Here is a 16,663-nt window from a genome sequence, read left to right on the forward strand (position 1 = left end):
GTGGGGCACTTTTTAAATGTTGTTCCGGGTCCCTTTTCAAGTGTTAGCTACAGCTGATTTTTCCAATGATTGCCCCATTTTCATCTTTCACTCCATTGTGCATCCCCTCTTTCCATTTCTGGATTTCTGCGGCACTGATACAGAATCCCTTGACCACATCTGTTCCGAGTATCTTTCTGAATGATTTGAGCGAACACTCATAGCTCTCTGCTGTGGTAAAACGCACTCCACCGTCGTCTGTGCGTAGTTCGTGAATGACTTGCTCCCATACACTAACAAAGGATTGAGCCTTTGTTGTGTCCTCATTAAAAAGCACCACTCCTTCGCCCATGATACATTGACGTACCATTTCAAATGTCAGGATACCGCCCTTGTTCAGGTTCGTCAGAATATCCTTGTATTTGGGAGTAATGGTATCTTTCCATTCCTTTTGAAGTTTGTAGTTCTCGCTCTTGCATTTAGTCGCATTGCAGATGTCCGAAAACTTTTTCTCAGTAAAAGAACTTCCAACTGTAAGATAAAAGAACTTGCGGTCAATTGTGAAACGTAGGGATAAAGGGAACTCATACGCATTCTTTCTGCGAGTGCGTGAATCCAACACGATAGAGACAGAACAATTCCGTTCTTTGAAAAGGGACATGGACTTTGTCAGTTTTTCCATTGCATTCATTGTTTATGTTCAACATAACCTCTGAACACAGACGCTTTGCAATGTGAGGCATACATACACAAAACGCTGCATATAACCACTAAGTCCCTATCCTTAGGTGGATAAAAACATTGTTGTTATATGCAGCGGTGCAATCTCGTTGTCTTCTGTCGCTGACTGGTAGCCGGGCTTATGCTTATCGGTCTCAACCCCTGAAGCAACTCTCGCGTTTCGTTTGTCGTAGAACACCCTCCGACTGGCATTCCCTCTACGCATTGATTCATCGGAATGGGATAACCCTCCCACGATGGTTAGGCAAACTCACTTTCCTTTTTCAAGAAAGAGCACCATAATGGTCATGGCTTGCCACAAATGCATTATGCAGTACAAAACTACAATATTATTCTATAAATCAGATGCAAATAGGATATATTTGAATTTATTTAACCGTCATGTATGAGCACATTGACTACCTGCCTTGATAAACATGATATAGGATTGCATGGAGTTTCACAGAAGTTCTATGCGTAAACATAACCAACTCAAACAGTTTGTTTACGCATTGTTTACGCAAGAGCAAGAAAAAAACAGCTACGAAATTCGTAACTGCTTGATTTTTAATGTGGACCAGCTAGGGCTTGAACCTAGGACCTCCAGATTATGAGTCTGTTGCTCTAACCAACTGAGCTGCCTCGTTATCAACACGTTAATTATCTCTGTGTAAGTTCTGAGGTCAACAATAGGTCAACACTGAACTTATTATGCAAATTTACTAAAAATCTTATTCACAATGAAACATTCTCCATTGTGATTTGCTTTGGACAAGAATAATCACTAATTTTGTGTTATTCTAAAACAGAGAGTTATGTCAAGAGATGTGGTAAAACAAGAACTATTGGCGAAACTGAAGCAAGAACACTGCTTTTGGTCGTACAATGAAAACTTAATCAAGGATATTCCAGATGATATGCTGATTGAGAAAACCTTGTTACATCTTGACTTGGAAGAAATAAACCAACTGTTTCTAATTTATCCTTTCAAGAAAATTAAGCAGGTGTGGCTGGATTATCTTGTTCCCCAAGCGGAATATCTCTACACGTTGAATCGTTTTTTTGCATGGTATTATTTCAAGGCAAAGAAGCCAGATGCTTATATAAAGTCTATGGCTACCCGCCATCTTAATAAAATGTTTGCATGAAAGGTTTAGCTCCACACACGCTGCAAGTTTTTGAAGCCGTTTCTAAATTGGACTGCATCAAACCCTATCTCTTGGTAGGTGGCACAGCTTTGTCATTGCAAATGGGAACTCGACAAAGTGAGGACTTGGACTTTATGAAATGGCGTACCTCTAAAACAGAGAAAATGGAAGTGGCATGGTATCAGATAGAGAAAGAGCTCGCTGTAATAGGTGATATTCAGCATAAGGACATTTTAGATATAGACCATGTGGAGTATTTAGTGTCTGGAGTAAAGTTCTCCTTTTATGCCTGTCCTAAATATTCTCCTGTAAGTATGCCTGTGGAATATCTGAATAATCTCAGATTGGCAGATGTAAAGTCTATTGGAGCTATGAAGATGGAGGTGATGCTACGCAGGAGTAATTTTCGCGATTATTATGATATTTATTCCATCTTAAAGTCTGGTGTACCTATCAACGATTTGGTATCTTTAGCCCTTACCTACTCTGGACATAAATTGAAATCCAAGAATCTGTTAGCTATGCTCACCAACGGCTCTCGTTTTACAAGAGATTCCCATTTTGAGCAACTTGCACCGATTTATGCTGTAACTGCTCAAGAAATAGAAGATTATATAAAGTTTTGTTTATTATAAACTGCTGCAACATTCTTGCGAATGGGATTATATATAGAAGTATTCCTTGAAATTGTAGTAGCTTTATAAAAAGAAAAACAGCATAAGAGTTTCCTCAAGTGCTGTTCTGTCTTAAGTAGATTGGTAATTAGTCAATCTTCTTGTAAGTGGTTGTTGTAATGTCATCCAATTCCTCGCTACCATCATCCATTGTGTCCCAATCCTCAAAGGCGAGAACCAACTTAGTAGCTGTAAGTTCATTAACAGTTAGGACATCTGAATAACCATCATCGTAAGAGATAGTCAGCTTATTGTCTTTCAAAGACCAACGACTTGTTTCTGTATATCCACCGTCCGCATAGCCTTCTGTGCAAGTACCGTCAGCTTTGAACTCCCATAAACCATTGGTATATGCTTCATCAGAAGTTACTACTTCCTTATCATTCTCCACTTTGTGAATCTTCTCCCAAGTGGTCTGCCATTTACCTATAAGGTTAGCTTGTTCAATGATTGTCTGTTCATCTTCATCATCACTACATGCTGTAAAGTTTACAGCCAACATGACCATTAATAAGGTCGTTCCAATTAATCTTAAAGTTTTCATTGTTGTTAAGATATAGCTCATCTTTAGTTATCTTAACAACAGTGTAAATGGTATTCTCTTCTCCCCAATCAGTTGTATAATAAGTAACGAACATATATCTGTTAGGGAAGTATTCAAATGTATCATTTTGAGTGTCATTTTCGCCTTTCTCTGTATAGGTGTTATCCTTATTAAAGGTAAGGATTTCTCCCTCTGCTCAATGTTCTTCAATTCGTCATTGACAGTTTCGATCAAGGCTCTTTTTCTGAGCAAAATCTTGTCGGCAATACTCATCAGTGAATTCTTCATATTGTTTTTAACTTTAGTGACAAGCTGTATGCCATTAAGAAAAGGGTTCTCAAACAGAGCCTGACCAATATATCCTTTGTCTGCGCATAGTTTTCCTTTGATGTTCTCCAGAAACTTACCTTGCTTCAACGGTTCCCGGTCATCCACGTTTCCAGGCGTGAACATGAAATTGAGAATTTCACCCTTGTCATTGATTATCAGATGCAACTTGAATCCGAAGGACCATCCCATTGAACATTTTCCACGCTCGGCAAGTCCCTCAAATGTCTTATGAATAAGGATTCTTTGGTTACGACAAACACGTAAGGGAGTGGAGTCCTCGCTTGTGGAGATTGACATCTGTCCAAGTGTTCTTAACAGGTGCAGGTCTTTGGATGGGTTGTAGGCATGGAACAAATTCAATGCTGCTGCAACTTCTTCTACAGTGACTGCTTCTTCTGCAAACTCACCCATGTTTAATGATTCTCTACGCTGTGCCATTTTGTAATAGTAGGCAGTGCTAAAATATATCTTGGCTTCCTTTCTGTTGTGGAACTTCTTTCCTGTTGGTAGATGAATTATCATGTCAGTTTAAATATTAGTAAATTAATAAGATAGTTTCTGCAATGAAATATAATAGGTAGTAACCTTTCCATTCTTTTTTCTCCTTGTCTTTAGATAGTTATTAAGATTAGCCCACAATCCAATGTGAACCTTATTATCTTTCACTCCCTGTTTAAGAGCCTTTGTTCTTATCTGTTCATAAGTAAATTCTTTCATTTTAGATATTCTGAATAGTTTGTAGTCTGCTTATCTGTGTGGTGAGATTATCTGTTTGTGGTACTTATTTTGGGGTCAACAATAGGTCAACAACGAAGCAAAACAGCCTGTTTCTTGTCAGTATTTCGAAAATCCAAAGAGAAGAAGTCCTAATAAAAAAGCCTCATAAACAAGTGTTTATGAGGCAATTCTTTGTGGACCAGCCTGGGCTTGAACCAGGGACCTCCAGATTATGAGTCTGTTGCTCTAACCAACTGAGCTACAAGTCCGATGCATCCTTGCTTGGATAGCGGGGACAAAAGTAGCATTTTCTATTGAAATATGCAAGACTTTTGGATAAAATTCCTTATAACCTTTGTCCTTAGAACTTATAAGTTCGTTTTGGATTCTTGGGAAACCAGCCTTTTTTCACTCGTTCTTCCTGCTCGAATATCTCCTTGATGGTCCAGAACGAGGAAAATGCAAAGACGCCCAAAAGGGAGGCTATCATGATGTTCTCCGTATAAAGGGAGGCAATGATGCCGCCGATGCCGAGTAAAAGGAAAATCCACCAGCACTTGGTGCCCCAATAATATTCGGCTTTCACAACTATGGGGTGAAACAAGCCGATGATGAGGAATGTGCAGATACCTATGACAAGGCCCGACAGATGATATTCGTTTAAGAAATCCATTGTTGTTCGTTATTTCTCGGGGCAAATAGGAATCTCCTTCTTGATGCTCTGTTCCAGGGAAATCAAGGTCTCGGTAGCGGTTACGCCAGGAATCTCCTGCATCTTGTTGTTCAGCAAATCCATCAGATGCTCGTTGTCGCGGGCATATACCTTGGTCAGCATGGTGTACGGACCAGTGGTGAAGTGGCATTCTACGATTTCGGGAATCTTGCCCAGCTCAGCAACTACCGTCTTATACATGGAGCCCTTTTCCAGCTTGATTCCTACGTAAGTGCAGGTTCTGTATCCAAGGGACTTGGGATTTACATGATAGCCTGAGCCAACAATAACGCCAAGGTCAATCAGGCGCTGTACACGTTGATGGATGGCAGCACGTGACACGCCACATTCAGCAGCTACGTCCTTGAAAGGGATACGGGCATTTTGGGAAATGATTTCCAGAATCTGCCGGTCAAGATTGTCTATTTTTTCCATAATAGTAAATAAGTAAAGTTCTTGTAGTTATCAAATAGTAAGCAAATATAGGACTTTATTTTAATTTATCTATAAAAAGGGACGGAAAAATGAATAAAAGTGAGGGGTAACGATAAGGCGCGGATTACGCGGATTTCACGGATTTAGTTTACCAAATCCGCGTTATTCCTCGTAATCCGCGCCTAAAAGAAGTATCAAGAGGGTTTTGCCCCTCCCTTCGGATTGTTACATTACTTCTCGATACCCAGCAGTTCCACTTCGAATATCAAAGTAGAGAACGGCTTGATTTGGCTACCGGTTTCTCTTGAACCGTATGCCAGGTCGTAGGGGATATAGAGTTCCCACTTAGAGCCGACGGGCATCATGGTGAGGGCCTCTGTCCAGCCTTTGATTACCTGGTTGGCACGGAAAGTAGCAGGTTCGTTGCGCTTGTAAGAGCTATCGAATTCTGTTCCGTCAATCAGCGTACCTTTGTAGTTTACTTTCACCTTGCTGCTGTCGGCAGGAACGGCACCGTTACCCTTGGTGATGATTTTGTATTGCAGACCGCTCGGGGTAGTTACTACACCTTCTTTAGCCTTGTTCTCAGCCAGGAACTTTTCACCGGCAGCTTTGTTGTCAGCATACTTTTCTGCAGTTGCTTTTTCTTTGATGGCATCCATCTGAGTACGCATGTACTCTTGAGCTTTCATCATATCCATAGCACCACCCTTGCCGATGACACCTGCTACGAAACCTGCCAGCAGATTTTCGCGGCTGATGCTCTGTGTGGAGTCGTTGCCGAAGATTTGTTGGTTGAAGCCTTCCACCCATTGCTTGCTGACCATCTGGCCTACTTGCAGACCGGCCATGTAAGCCACGTCTTTCTTATCGATTTTGGCTGCGCCTTCGTTGAAACCTTTCAGGAATTCTGACATCTGGGTTGAGTCAATGCCTTGTTGTGCAAGATACTGGTCCAAACCTTCTGTACGTGCCATACCGATGGCGTAAGATAATGAGTCGATGTCCGTCTTCAAATCAGCTTTCGGACTTTGAGCAGTACAAGATGCCATGCCGGCAGCTACTGCAAGAGCCATGAGAAATGTTACTTTTTTCATTTTGCTTTTACTTGTTTGTTTATTTAGATAAAATTTTCTGTAATTCGACTTCGAATACGAGCGTGCTGTGGGGAGGAATCATCTCGCCGGCACCCTGCGCTCCGTATGCCAGGTCGCTGGGGATGTAGAGTTTCCACTTGGCACCTTCGGGCATAAGCTGAAGGGCTTCCACCCAACCGGGTATCACTTGGTTTACACCGAATGTGGCAGGCTGGCCGCGCTTGATGGAGCTGTCGAACAGCGTTCCGTCAATCAGTGTGCCTTCGTAGTGGCATTGTACCTGGTCGGTTGCTTTGGCATAGTGACCGACGTTTCCTTCTGTGATAACTTCGTATTGAAGTCCGCTGGGAAGCGTAACAACTCCCTCGCGTTTTTTGTTCTCTTCCAGGAACTTTTTGCCGGCTTCTATGTTTGCTGCGTTCATCTTCTCCTCCAGTTCGGCGAAGTACTTGTTGACGATGTCACGGGCTTCTGTGTGGCTGATTGCCGTCTGGTTGCCCTCCAAAACGTCTTTGATTGCTTGTGCAAAGTCATCTACTGCAATGCCTTTGGCACCCATGCTTAAAAGATTCTGACCTATTCCAAGGCCGATAGCATAACTGAATTTGTCCATAAGATTCTTTTGTTGACGACCGGATTGGTTTCTTTTCCAGTCTATTGCAAATTTATGAGTGGCAAAAGTACGTCTTTTATTTGAATGATAAGGCTTTTAAGTATTTAATTTTTCTTATTTATATCACAACTTGAACATTCTTCTTATATTTGTCTTACTTTAATAAAGGAAAGGAGCGGAAAATGAAGAACTTGGTCATATTGTCGGGTGCTGGTATGAGCGCCGAGAGCGGCATCAGCACATTCCGTGATGCGGGCGGATTATGGGACAAATATCCGGTGGAGCAGGTGGCGACTCCCGAGGGGTATGCACGTAATCCGGAACTGGTCATTAATTTCTATAACGAACGTCGCAAGCAGTTGCTCGATGTGGTGCCGAATGCCGGGCATCTGGGCGTTGCCGACCTGGAGAGGGATTTCAATGTAACGGTCGTCACCCAGAACGTAGATAATCTGCACGAGCGTGCCGGCAGTACGCACGTGATACACTTGCATGGGGAACTGACGAAGGTTTGTTCCAGCCGCGACCCTTATAATCCGCATTTCGTCAAGGAACTGGCGCCGGAGGAATATGAAGTAAAGTTGGGCGACAAGGCGGGCGACGGTACGCAGCTCCGCCCGTTCATCGTGTGGTTTGGCGAGTCGGTGCCGGAGATTGAGACTGCCATCCGGTATGTGGAGCAGGCGGACATCTTCGTCATCATCGGCACCAGCCTGAACATTTATCCCGCTGCGGGACTGCTGAACTACGTGCCCCGTGCCGCCGAAGTGTATCTGATAGACCCCAAGCCGGTGGACACGCACGTCATGCGTCCGATACATGTCATTCAAAAGGGAGCTTCGGAAGGGGTAAAAGAGCTGAAGGCGCTGCTTACAGTTACTCAGCCTCCTTTGCCTTAGGACTTAATCTCCTACGTCTTAGGACTTAGCCCCTCACGGTATAGGACTTAATATGCAGAACATCCGGATGTCTTTCTCCAAAACACCCGGATGTTTTACCCAAAAACATGGGGATGTTTTGCCCCATTACATCCGGATGTTTTAGGTGAAAACATGGGGATGTTTTGGGTACTCACTCCTATACTGTAGAGAGCTGGGTATAGGGGAGATTCCCGCAAGGTATAGGTCTTGCGGGAACAAAGTATATTTGTCCTCGAAATTTGTGCTATTTCTTTATCACGGCCCGTAATACGAACCAGGCATGATGGGCTACGGTACTCATCAGTCCGTAATGCCGCGCCATGATGCGGAAGCGTTCGCGCAGGGATGCTTGCCGGTTCTGGGTGGTCATTCCCTCTTCCAGATAGTCGATGAGGGTGAGATGGGTATTGTGCAAGGTCCGTGCCTTCTTCATCACCCGGATGCACCAGTCGAAGTCGGCGGAGAAGCGGTATTGCAGGTCGTAGGGTTCTACAAGGGAAGCTTTGGCAAAGAAGGCCTGATGGCAGACCAGCATGCCCTGCTTGAAGCTTCGCCAGGTAAGCACTTCCGGGGCGGCGAGGCGGCGCATGCGGATGAAGTGACCTTCCTTGTCCACCAGTTCCGTTTCGCCGTACAGCACGTCGGGTAGTTCGTTGCCGGAGATGGAACGCACCATCTGCTGCAAGGTGTCGTCCTCGTGGAAGCTGTCGCCGGCATTGAGGAAGCAGAGGTAATCGCCGGTGGCAAGGCGGATACCTTTGTTCATGGCGTCGTACAGTCCCTTGTCCGGTTCGCTCACGATGCGGGTGATGCGGTCGCGGTAACGGTCGATGATGGAGAGCGTGCCGTCTTTGGACGCACCGTCCACAAGGATGTATTCTACGTGGTGGTAGGTTTGCGAGATAACGCTTTGAATCGTGTCCTCCAGTACCGCTTCGGCATTGTAGGTCACGGTGATGATGCTGAATTTCGGGGTGGGGTGGTTATGCATTTCTTCCGGTTACTTTGTTGTAAAGGTCAATGTATTTCTTGGCGACGACGTTCTCCGAATAGTGGGAGATGGCTTTCCGGCAGGCTTGTTCCGAGAGGCTGGGGTAGTCGGGTTCGGTCAGCGTCCAGTAGATGCCGTTGGCAAAGTCTTCCGAGGATTTGTATTGTGCCACGTAGCCGTTGTGCAGATGGTCTATCATCTCAGGGATGCCGCCCACGTTGAATCCGACGCAGGGAATGCCGCATGCCATGGCTTCCATGATGGTGTTCGGCAGGTTCTCTTCCAGCGAGGGGGTCACGAAGATGTCCACGGCATTGTAGATGTTCACCAGTTGGTGTTCGTTGCTGACGAAGTTCAGCGGGTAGACTTTGAATGGAAGCAGGTTTTCCAGTTGTTGCGATTGGTTGCCGAAGACGACGACACCCAACTGTTCCCGGAGTTCGGGATGCTTGTCAGCCAGCAGTCGGCACGATTCTATCAGGTAGTCGATGCCTTTCCGTTTGTCCGTAATCTTCACCGAGCCGAACAACATGAGCTTTTTGTCTTGCGGCAGTAGGCAACGGCTGCGGGCTTCCTGTCGGTTGCGGGGCTTGAAGAGGTTGGTGTTGATGGGGTTGGGGATGCACGTCACGGCATGTCCGCAGAAGAGGGCGCTTGTCCGGGCACGTTCTTCCAGCCAGCGGCTGCAGGTGACGAAGTTGATGTGACGGTTGCGATACAATGCCTGCTTTTTGTGGAAGATGCGGTAGGAAAGGTCACGTTTGCTTCTGCCTCCGTGGATGAAGGGGCAGTTGTGGCATTCCTGCTGGTAGTGGGTGCACTCGCGGGCATGGTGACAGATGCCAGTGCAGGGCCACATGTCGTGCATGGTCCAGACGACGGGCTTGCCCGAGGCGAGAATCTTCTCGATGTTCTTCAGCGAGAGCATCCCTTGGTTTATCCAGTGCAGATGGATGACGTCTGCTTGCTGGAATTCGGGCAGTGAGGTGATGTCTGTCCCCGTGTTGGCAATGTCTACGGCAAAGATGTTCTTCTTGTTGAAGCGGTTGGCGCTCCAGATGACGATGCGCTCCCAGACGAACTTCCACACCATGCGCCAGTTATGGTCTAGTGACACAACGGAGATTTGGTCGGTCTGCTTGTCGCGCACCAGCAGCTTGGCTTTGATGCCGTGGTTCTTGAGTGATTCCATCAGACGGCTGGCGGCGATGGCTGCGCCGCCGATGCGTTCGGAGGTATTGATAAGTAGTACTCTCATGACTGTTGTTCGTTTCTTCTTTTTTGAATGTTTTTTCTTGTTACAGATGCCGGTCTTGTTTCATCCATTTCCGGATACGCTTTTGCAGCGTTTGCCATATGATGGTGAAGTTGCCGTACCGTAGGTTCAACGCCAGTTCCTCGAACGACCGTGCAATCTTTATCCAGGGATGCCGCCATGCCATGATGCGGTAAACGCTATCCTTGTAGGCTGTGTTCTCGATGACGTGGCGAGGGTGCTTCAGTGGAAACTCCACTTCGTGGCGTTTCATGGTGAAGATGCGGCGGTAACCGCGCGGCATGGTGTGCACGGAGCCGGCAAAGTGGGTGGAGTCGGCAGTGGCTCCCAGATTGTTTATCATGTTGCGGGTGGGCACGATGCTCAGACCCGAATTGAACAACATGGAAGCGTGGAAGATGGTTTCGTAATAGGCTTTCCCGTGTTCGCGGTGGCGTTGGCACATGTAGATGAAGTCTTTGCGGTAGCGCCGTGTGTGGATGAGGTTCTTCAGTTGCCGCATGTTCTCCTTGTCGTCCAGGAAGGTGTAGAATTCATCCCATTGGTCCGTCACCCGCCGCCAGCTCGCCCATCCCCAGATGGAGAAGGTGGTGGCGAAGAAGTAGTCGGAAGTGATGTCCGGTGTAATCTCCTCGTTGTTGAATCCGGCAATCATGCTGATGCGTGTGTCGTGCTCATACTTGTCGAGCAGTTCCTTGCAGAAGCCGAAGAAAGAGACGGCAGGCACGTCGTCATCCTCAAGCACGATACATTTGTCCGACAAGGAGAATGCCCACTTCTGTGCCATGTATTCCGATGGGTCGCAGCCGTAGTTCTTCTCTTGGTAGTTGTGGTGTACTTCGCATTCCCAGTCGATGTCTGCCACTACTTTGCGACAAGCTTCTATGCCCGGCATGTCACGCTCGCCGCGCGGGCCGTCCTGATAGAGAAACAGTCGTGCGGGGCGTGCTTTCTTCACTTGTTCGAATACTTGCGCCAGCAGTTTGGGGCGGTTGAAGAAAAGAATCAGTACAGATACATCTACAAGGGCTGGTTTCATGGCAATTTTGTTGGATTAGGAGGTGGCTATATGGTCATTTGGTATGTTGAAAGAAAGAACTGCCGGATAATGATTGTTTATCTTGTCCTGCTCTTCTTCTGTATACCGGTGTAAAGTGGGATAGTTGTACCGTAGAAAGTTTTCCAATCCATCAGGTGCTTTCAGATAAAGTGGACCGAATTTGATTGGTTGTAAATGGTTGAGACTCGTCTCCAAAACATGGTCGGTAGTGGTAATCACATTGTTGTAATACAAAGTTTTCCATGAGTTGAAACAACTTTGCATTATCACCATCAAACGGTAGATTGTCTTTTTAGAGAGTGTCATATCAACTATCCGGTTCAGAAGGCAGGCAACAGCTCCACGATTGGTAGGGTTGGATATTTGACATTTTCCGAAGTGTTTCCATAGCCATACCTCTTTTCCCATCAGGCAGCATTTCAGAAAGTTGACGGCTTCATATTGTATCTTCCTTAATAGCTTATTGTTTGGAATACGGTCAAAAGGGAATATATCGACAAAGATTCCCTGATGCATAGGTACATCTTTAAACATCTCTTCGACAAACAAGGTGTTGTTTTTCTTGACTTTGGCAAAGTAATAAGGACTATGAGGGTCGGTATGTATCCATGAAAGAAAGTATGGTTCTCTCAGTTCTTGGGAGGCTATCTGGAGAAACTTATTGTAGTCTTCCCGTTTCATACCTATATCTATGTCGTCATCCCAAGGAAGAATCGCTTTGTCATAGAGTGCCCCTATTGCTGTTCCGCCGATTACAAAATAGGGAATATTGTGTTTGTCGCAGATGCGCACAATCTCTTCCAGTATTTCGTATAGCACCTGATGTAGTTGGGTCAGTTCTTCTGGGGTATATTGCTTCACCATGGATACCATTTTTGATTGATGTCTGCAAAAATAATGATAATAGTTGAAAGGAGCACTTTCCATTTCAATCTTCTTTTGCGAAATCGGACTTGAGTTTTTCTATCAGTGTGTCGGACTCCCCGCTTACCACTTTCCGGCAGAACATCTTTCCAGACTGCTGCAATACCGGCAGGTCCTCGAGTGTCATCACGCGGATGGATGCGCCGTAGTCTATGTAGTGCAAGGGGGTGAGACGGGTAAGTCCGGGGTATTCTCCCTCTAAAAGAAGCCCTTTTGAGGCAAAAGGGGAGTTGAATACGATGGTCTGTATGCACAGTTCGCTGGGTACAAAGCTGGTTCTGAAATACTTCACCAGCTTCTCCTCCGTGCACAACTTTTCATATACATATCGTGCGCAGGGCAACGTGATGGCCCAATAGTCGGAACCGAAATAGACATCTGCCTGCTTGCCTTCCAAGGGGGCAAAAGGGGCTTTCCGGATGGGGAGTATCTGTGCCAGCTTGCGCGATGCTACGATGAGTTTGTTCTTCCACCATATACTCTTCCAAGGCAGGTCACGGAAAGGGTGGTAATGGGTTATCTTGTGCAACTGCTGTTTCACGGTGCAGTGTGTCAGGTTGAAACCGCCGATGAATTCAGTGTCTTGATGCTCCTCGAAATAGCGGTGGATGGCGTTGTTGTTCCATAACGGATAGTCTTGCCCGCTCAGGCATACTACACGGGTATAGGGGATGCCGCTGTGCAATACGGCGGCAAGCAATTCTTTCTGATATTCCACTTGTTCCCATCCTCCCCAGCTTATCCGGTGGCGGGGCACGAAAGTGACCTTGTCTACCAAGGCTTCTTCAAAAGGGTGTATATCGGCATTGAGGTCGATGTGCACGTAGAAGTCTGCCCGGTCATCCAGTGCGGCAACCAGGCGTGCCAAGTGTGGGGCATCCTTGTAGGCGGATATGATGTAGGCTATGCGGCTCATACTCTTTTTTTCTTTAAGAGGAATTCAATGCTTTCCCGGAAGATGGTAGATTGTAGTTTCCACAAAACCAGTGCATAAAGCCCAGCTACCATAATGATTTTGGCTGCCATATTTAAGTATAGGTTTTCTATGGGCTGAGTGGCATAGTGAGTTGATACTACGAGTACAATGGATAGGGAGAGATAAGGAGAGATGTCTTTCAGCATATCGCGCAGTCTTAATCCTATCTCCCTCTTGACAAAACGGAACCATACAAACAGCCAGCCGATATTGATAATGACGAAAATACGCAGCATCCATTCCAACCCGTATGGGTATATGGCACATACAGCTACTATTTGCAGCAGGCTCAAGCTGATGGTGCTCCACATATAGATAGAAGAATGCCCCCGGCTGATGAGCAGGTTGGAGAACAGATTGATGACGGGAATAAATGCTCCCCAAATACATAACAGTTGCAAGATATCGGCACTGGGCAGCCACTTCTCCGTGATAGTGATTATAATCAGTTCTTTCGATACCAAGCTCAATCCCAGCATGGCGGGGAAAGAGATAAAGGCGGTGAAGCGCAGCAGCTTTCTGAATACGGCAAGTTGCCGTGCCTTGTCGTCGGCAACCCGGGTAAAGACGGGTTGTGCAATGCCGTTTATCATGCCCGTAATCGTGGTATGTCCCATGCCGTTCCACTTGTTTGCCTGCGTAAAGTTACCCACTTCCCGTTCCGAATAGAACTTACCCAACAAGACGGAAAACAAATTGTTATTGATTATGGTGAAGATATTCGTAATGATTATCTTACTGCTGAACCCTATCATCTCCTTAATGGGTGTGAAGTCGAACCGGAAGCGGGGTCTCCAATGCGAGAAGTAGAAGTTAAGAATCGTCATTACGGTGATGAAAGAGATGCTTTGCAATGCAATCCCCCAATAGGCGAATCCGTTTGCCGCCAATGTGATGCCCACAATACCGGAGACTATCAGACTTGAAATAGAAATGACGGTAGTGTCCTTGATTCTGAGGTTCTTGAATAGATATGCCCTCGGTGCAATGCTCATGCTGGAAATGACGAATCCCAAGAAGGAGAGACGGGACAGCGGTATCAGCTCGGGCGTATCGTAGAAGTCGGCAATCAGCGGTGCGGCAAAGAAGAGTAATATATATATAGTAGTGCTGCACATCAGGCTGAACCAGAACACGGCGTTGTAATCCTTGTGCAAAGTCTCCTTCCGGTTGGTCAGTGCCGAAATGAACCCACCCTCCTGCAAGGCGGCGGCAATGGCGGAGAAGATGGTAAGCATCCCTACCATACCATAATCCGAAGCATCCAGCAGACGGGCAAGGACTATTCCGAATCCCAGATTTAACAACTGCTGTATGCCGTTGCTGAATCCTCCCCAGAAGAGGCCTTTGGCTGTTTTTTCTTTGAGTGATGTATCGGACATAGTTTATTGGTTGATAAGGCAACGAGTTAACAAGGCCACGAGGCTTTTCCTTCCTCCTTGTAGCCTTGTTAACTCGTTACCTTGTTACTGTTTTATTTCACCTCGCTGCCCGGCTTCACCTCTTTCAGCAGTGAAGTCACCGCCAGCGAGCCGTCATAATTCTCGGCAGAGAGAATCATTCCCTCACTTACCAGCCCGTTCTTGAATTGGCGTGGAGCGAGGTTGGCGATGAACAGCACTTGCTTGCCTACCAGTTCTTCCGGTTTGTAGTGCTGGGCAATGCCGCTGACGATGGTGCGGTTTTCCAGCCCGTCGGCAATCTTGAACTTCAGCAGCTTCTTCATCTTGGGCACTGCCTCGCATTCAAGCACTGTACCTACGCGGATATCCAGCTTTTCAAAGTCTTCGAAGGCGATGGTCGGCTTGATGGGGTTTGCCTTGTAGGTGGCGGCTTCGTTTGCCTTCTTGGTGGCAAGCAGCTTGTCTACTTGTGCCTGGATGACGTCGTCTTCTATCTTTTCGAACAGCAGTTCGGGGGTGCCCAGCTGATGTCCGGCAGGCAACAGGTCGGTGTGTCCCAGCTCTGCCCAGTCAAAGCTGTCCATGTTCAGCATCTTGCGAAGCTTCTCGCTGCTGAAGGGCAGGAACGGTTCGAAAGCAATGGCAAGGTTGGCGACCAACTGCAACGAGATGTGGAGAATGGTGGCTACGCGCTCCATGTCTGTCTTGGCAAGCTTCCACGGCTCGGTGTCTGCCAGGTATTTGTTTCCGATGCGGGCAAGGTTCATCGCTTCCTTCTGTGCGTCGCGGAATTTGAATACGTCCAGCAACTTCTCCACTTCTGCCTTGACGTCGGCAAATTCTTTCAGCGTCTCGCGGTCGTAGTCGTTCAGTTCGCCTGCGGCGGGCACTACGCTGTCGAAGTACTTCTTGGTGAGTTGCAGGGCGCGGTTCACGAAGTTGCCATAAACGGCAACCAGCTCGTTGTTATTACGTGCCTGGAAGTCCTTCCAGGTGAAGTCGTTGTCTTTTGTCTCCGGTGCGTTGGCGGTCAGCACGTAGCGCAGCACATCCTGCTTGCCGGGGAAGTCAACGAGATACTCGTGCAGCCATACCGCCCAGTTGCGTGAAGTGGAAATCTTGTCGCCCTCCAGGTTCAGGAACTCGTTGCTCGGCACGTTGTCCGGCAGGATGTAGCTACCCTCTGCCTTCAGCATGGCGGGGAACACGATGCAGTGGAACACGATATTGTCTTTTCCGATGAAGTGTACCAGACGCGTTTCGGGGTCTTTCCACCATTTCTCCCATGTGTCGGGCAGCAACTCTTTGGTGTTGCTGATGTAGCCGATAGGGGCGTCGAACCATACATAGAGCACTTTGCCCTCGGCGCCCTCTACGGGAACGGGAATACCCCAATCCAGGTCGCGGCTCACGGCACGCGGCTGCAAGCCCATGTCGAGCCAGCTCTTGCATTGGCCATAAACATTGGGACGCCACTCCTTATGGTCTTCCAGAATCCATTGGCGAAGCCATTCCTCGTGTTTGTCCAGCGGCAGATACCAGTGCTTCGTCTCACGCATCACGGGCTGGCTGCCGCTGATGGCACTCTTCGGATTAATCAGGTCCGTGGGGCTGAGGCTGGTGCCGCACTTCTCGCATTGGTCGCCGTAAGCGCCTTCGGCATGGCAGTGGGGGCACTCGCCGGTGATGTAGCGGTCGGCAAGGAAGGTCTTGGCTTCTTCGTCGTAATACTGCATGCTGGTCTTTTCGATGAATTCTCCCTTATCGTACAGCTTGCGGAAGAAGTCGGAAGCCGTGTCGTGATGCGTCTTTGAAGTAGTACGGCTGTACACGTCGAAGGAAACGCCGAACTCTTCGAAAGACTTCTTTATAAGCGTATGATAGCGGTCCACCACGTCTTGCGGGGTGATGCCTTCCTTCTTGGCGCGGATGGTGATGGGCACTCCGTGTTCGTCGGAGCCGCCGATGAAGATTACATCTTCCTTTTTCAGTCGCAGGTAGCGGACATAAATGTCGGCAGGAACATAAACGCCTGCCAGGTGTCCGATATGAACCGGGCCGTTGGCATACGGCAATGCCGAGGTCACGGTGGTACGTTTGAATTTCTTTTCCATTGTGTTATTATGTATCTCTTTTGTTATGAA

At 47.1% G+C, this 16,663-nt stretch carries 15 protein-coding genes, 2 tRNA genes and 2 pseudogenes; 3 read left to right on the forward strand and 16 right to left on the reverse strand.

Features of this window, described 5'->3' with window-relative positions; translation table 11 throughout:
- Positions 1–52: 52 nt before the first annotated feature.
- Positions 53–661 (reverse strand): annotated as a pseudogene (locus DWZ67_RS06220) (Arm DNA-binding domain-containing protein); the annotation flags it as partial.
- A gap of 611 nt (positions 662–1,272) precedes the next feature.
- A tRNA-Met gene (locus DWZ67_RS06225) sits at positions 1,273–1,338 on the reverse strand.
- Between the two features lie 176 nt (positions 1,339–1,514).
- Between DWZ67_RS06225 and DWZ67_RS06230 the strand changes: the two genes are divergently transcribed.
- Entirely contained in the window at positions 1,515–1,847 is a 333-nt protein-coding gene (locus DWZ67_RS06230) for a hypothetical protein (RefSeq protein ID WP_005830869.1), read from the forward strand.
- Entirely contained in the window at positions 1,844–2,482 is a 639-nt protein-coding gene (locus DWZ67_RS06235; RefSeq protein WP_005830867.1) for a nucleotidyl transferase AbiEii/AbiGii toxin family protein, read from the forward strand. The genes DWZ67_RS06230 and DWZ67_RS06235 overlap by 4 nt, the downstream gene beginning before the upstream one ends.
- Positions 2,483–2,609: 127 nt before the next feature.
- Here the strand turns inward: DWZ67_RS06235 and DWZ67_RS06240 are convergent, their stop codons facing one another.
- The 7 genes and pseudogenes from DWZ67_RS06240 to DWZ67_RS06275 form a co-directional block, all read right to left on the reverse strand.
- Complete coding sequence (locus DWZ67_RS06240) at positions 2,610–3,065, reverse strand: lipocalin family protein (RefSeq protein WP_005830863.1); 456 nt, start codon at positions 3,063–3,065, stop codon at positions 2,610–2,612.
- Between the two features lie 27 nt (positions 3,066–3,092).
- Positions 3,093–3,761 (reverse strand): annotated as a pseudogene (locus tag DWZ67_RS20375) (IS982 family transposase); the annotation flags it as partial.
- 546 nt (positions 3,762–4,307) lie between these two features.
- Positions 4,308–4,381 (reverse strand) — tRNA-Ile (locus DWZ67_RS06255).
- Between the two features lie 92 nt (positions 4,382–4,473).
- Positions 4,474–4,785: a DUF4491 family protein gene (locus DWZ67_RS06260; RefSeq protein WP_005830847.1), complete on the reverse strand. Its 312-nt coding sequence runs from the start codon at positions 4,783–4,785 to the stop codon at positions 4,474–4,476.
- 9 nt (positions 4,786–4,794) lie between these two features.
- Positions 4,795–5,259: an Lrp/AsnC family transcriptional regulator gene (locus DWZ67_RS06265; protein WP_005830846.1), complete on the reverse strand. Its 465-nt coding sequence runs from the start codon at positions 5,257–5,259 to the stop codon at positions 4,795–4,797.
- Positions 5,260–5,489: 230 nt separating this feature from the next.
- Positions 5,490–6,356 carry an FKBP-type peptidyl-prolyl cis-trans isomerase gene (locus tag DWZ67_RS06270; RefSeq protein WP_005830844.1) on the reverse strand — a complete coding sequence of 289 codons (867 nt, stop codon included), beginning with the start codon at positions 6,354–6,356 and terminating at the stop codon, positions 5,490–5,492.
- A 19-nt stretch (positions 6,357–6,375) separates the two neighbouring features.
- Complete coding sequence (locus DWZ67_RS06275) at positions 6,376–6,969, reverse strand: FKBP-type peptidyl-prolyl cis-trans isomerase (protein WP_005830842.1); 594 nt, start codon at positions 6,967–6,969, stop codon at positions 6,376–6,378.
- Between the two features lie 182 nt (positions 6,970–7,151).
- Between DWZ67_RS06275 and DWZ67_RS06280 the strand changes: the two genes are divergently transcribed.
- The gene (locus DWZ67_RS06280) at positions 7,152–7,868 is read left to right on the forward strand and encodes an SIR2 family NAD-dependent protein deacylase (protein ID WP_120138395.1); all 717 of its coding nucleotides are present in this window, start codon (positions 7,152–7,154) and stop codon (positions 7,866–7,868) included.
- A 265-nt stretch (positions 7,869–8,133) separates the two neighbouring features.
- On the opposite strand, the gene DWZ67_RS06285 is transcribed toward DWZ67_RS06280, so the two are convergent.
- From DWZ67_RS06285 to metG, 7 genes are all read right to left on the reverse strand, one after another.
- Complete coding sequence (locus tag DWZ67_RS06285; protein WP_022400784.1) at positions 8,134–8,880, reverse strand: glycosyltransferase family 2 protein; 747 nt, start codon at positions 8,878–8,880, stop codon at positions 8,134–8,136.
- Entirely contained in the window at positions 8,873–10,138 is a 1,266-nt protein-coding gene (locus tag DWZ67_RS06290) for a glycosyltransferase family 4 protein (protein WP_057258771.1), read from the reverse strand. The genes DWZ67_RS06285 and DWZ67_RS06290 overlap by 8 nt, the downstream gene beginning before the upstream one ends.
- A gap of 40 nt (positions 10,139–10,178) precedes the next feature.
- On the reverse strand, positions 10,179–11,195 hold the full coding sequence (locus tag DWZ67_RS06295) for a hypothetical protein (RefSeq protein WP_016272354.1): 1,017 nt from the start codon (positions 11,193–11,195) through the stop codon (positions 10,179–10,181).
- 15 nt (positions 11,196–11,210) lie between these two features.
- Positions 11,211–12,080, reverse strand: coding sequence for a phosphorylcholine transferase LicD (locus tag DWZ67_RS06300; protein ID WP_005834345.1), 870 nt, complete (start codon positions 12,078–12,080; stop codon positions 11,211–11,213).
- Between the two features lie 64 nt (positions 12,081–12,144).
- Positions 12,145–13,056: a beta-1,6-N-acetylglucosaminyltransferase gene (locus tag DWZ67_RS06305; RefSeq protein ID WP_120138397.1), complete on the reverse strand. Its 912-nt coding sequence runs from the start codon at positions 13,054–13,056 to the stop codon at positions 12,145–12,147.
- Entirely contained in the window at positions 13,053–14,498 is a 1,446-nt protein-coding gene (locus DWZ67_RS06310; protein WP_120138399.1) for a lipopolysaccharide biosynthesis protein, read from the reverse strand. The genes DWZ67_RS06305 and DWZ67_RS06310 overlap by 4 nt, the downstream gene beginning before the upstream one ends.
- Before the next feature lie 92 nt (positions 14,499–14,590).
- Positions 14,591–16,633 (reverse strand): methionine--tRNA ligase, encoded by a 2,043-nt coding sequence (gene metG, locus DWZ67_RS06315; protein ID WP_009037611.1) that lies wholly within the window; start codon positions 16,631–16,633, stop codon positions 14,591–14,593.
- Between the last annotated feature and the right edge of the window lie 30 nt (positions 16,634–16,663).

Source organism: Bacteroides sp. AF34-31BH, from assembly GCF_003602795.1.
Taxonomy (GTDB): domain Bacteria; phylum Bacteroidota; class Bacteroidia; order Bacteroidales; family Bacteroidaceae; genus Bacteroides; species Bacteroides uniformis.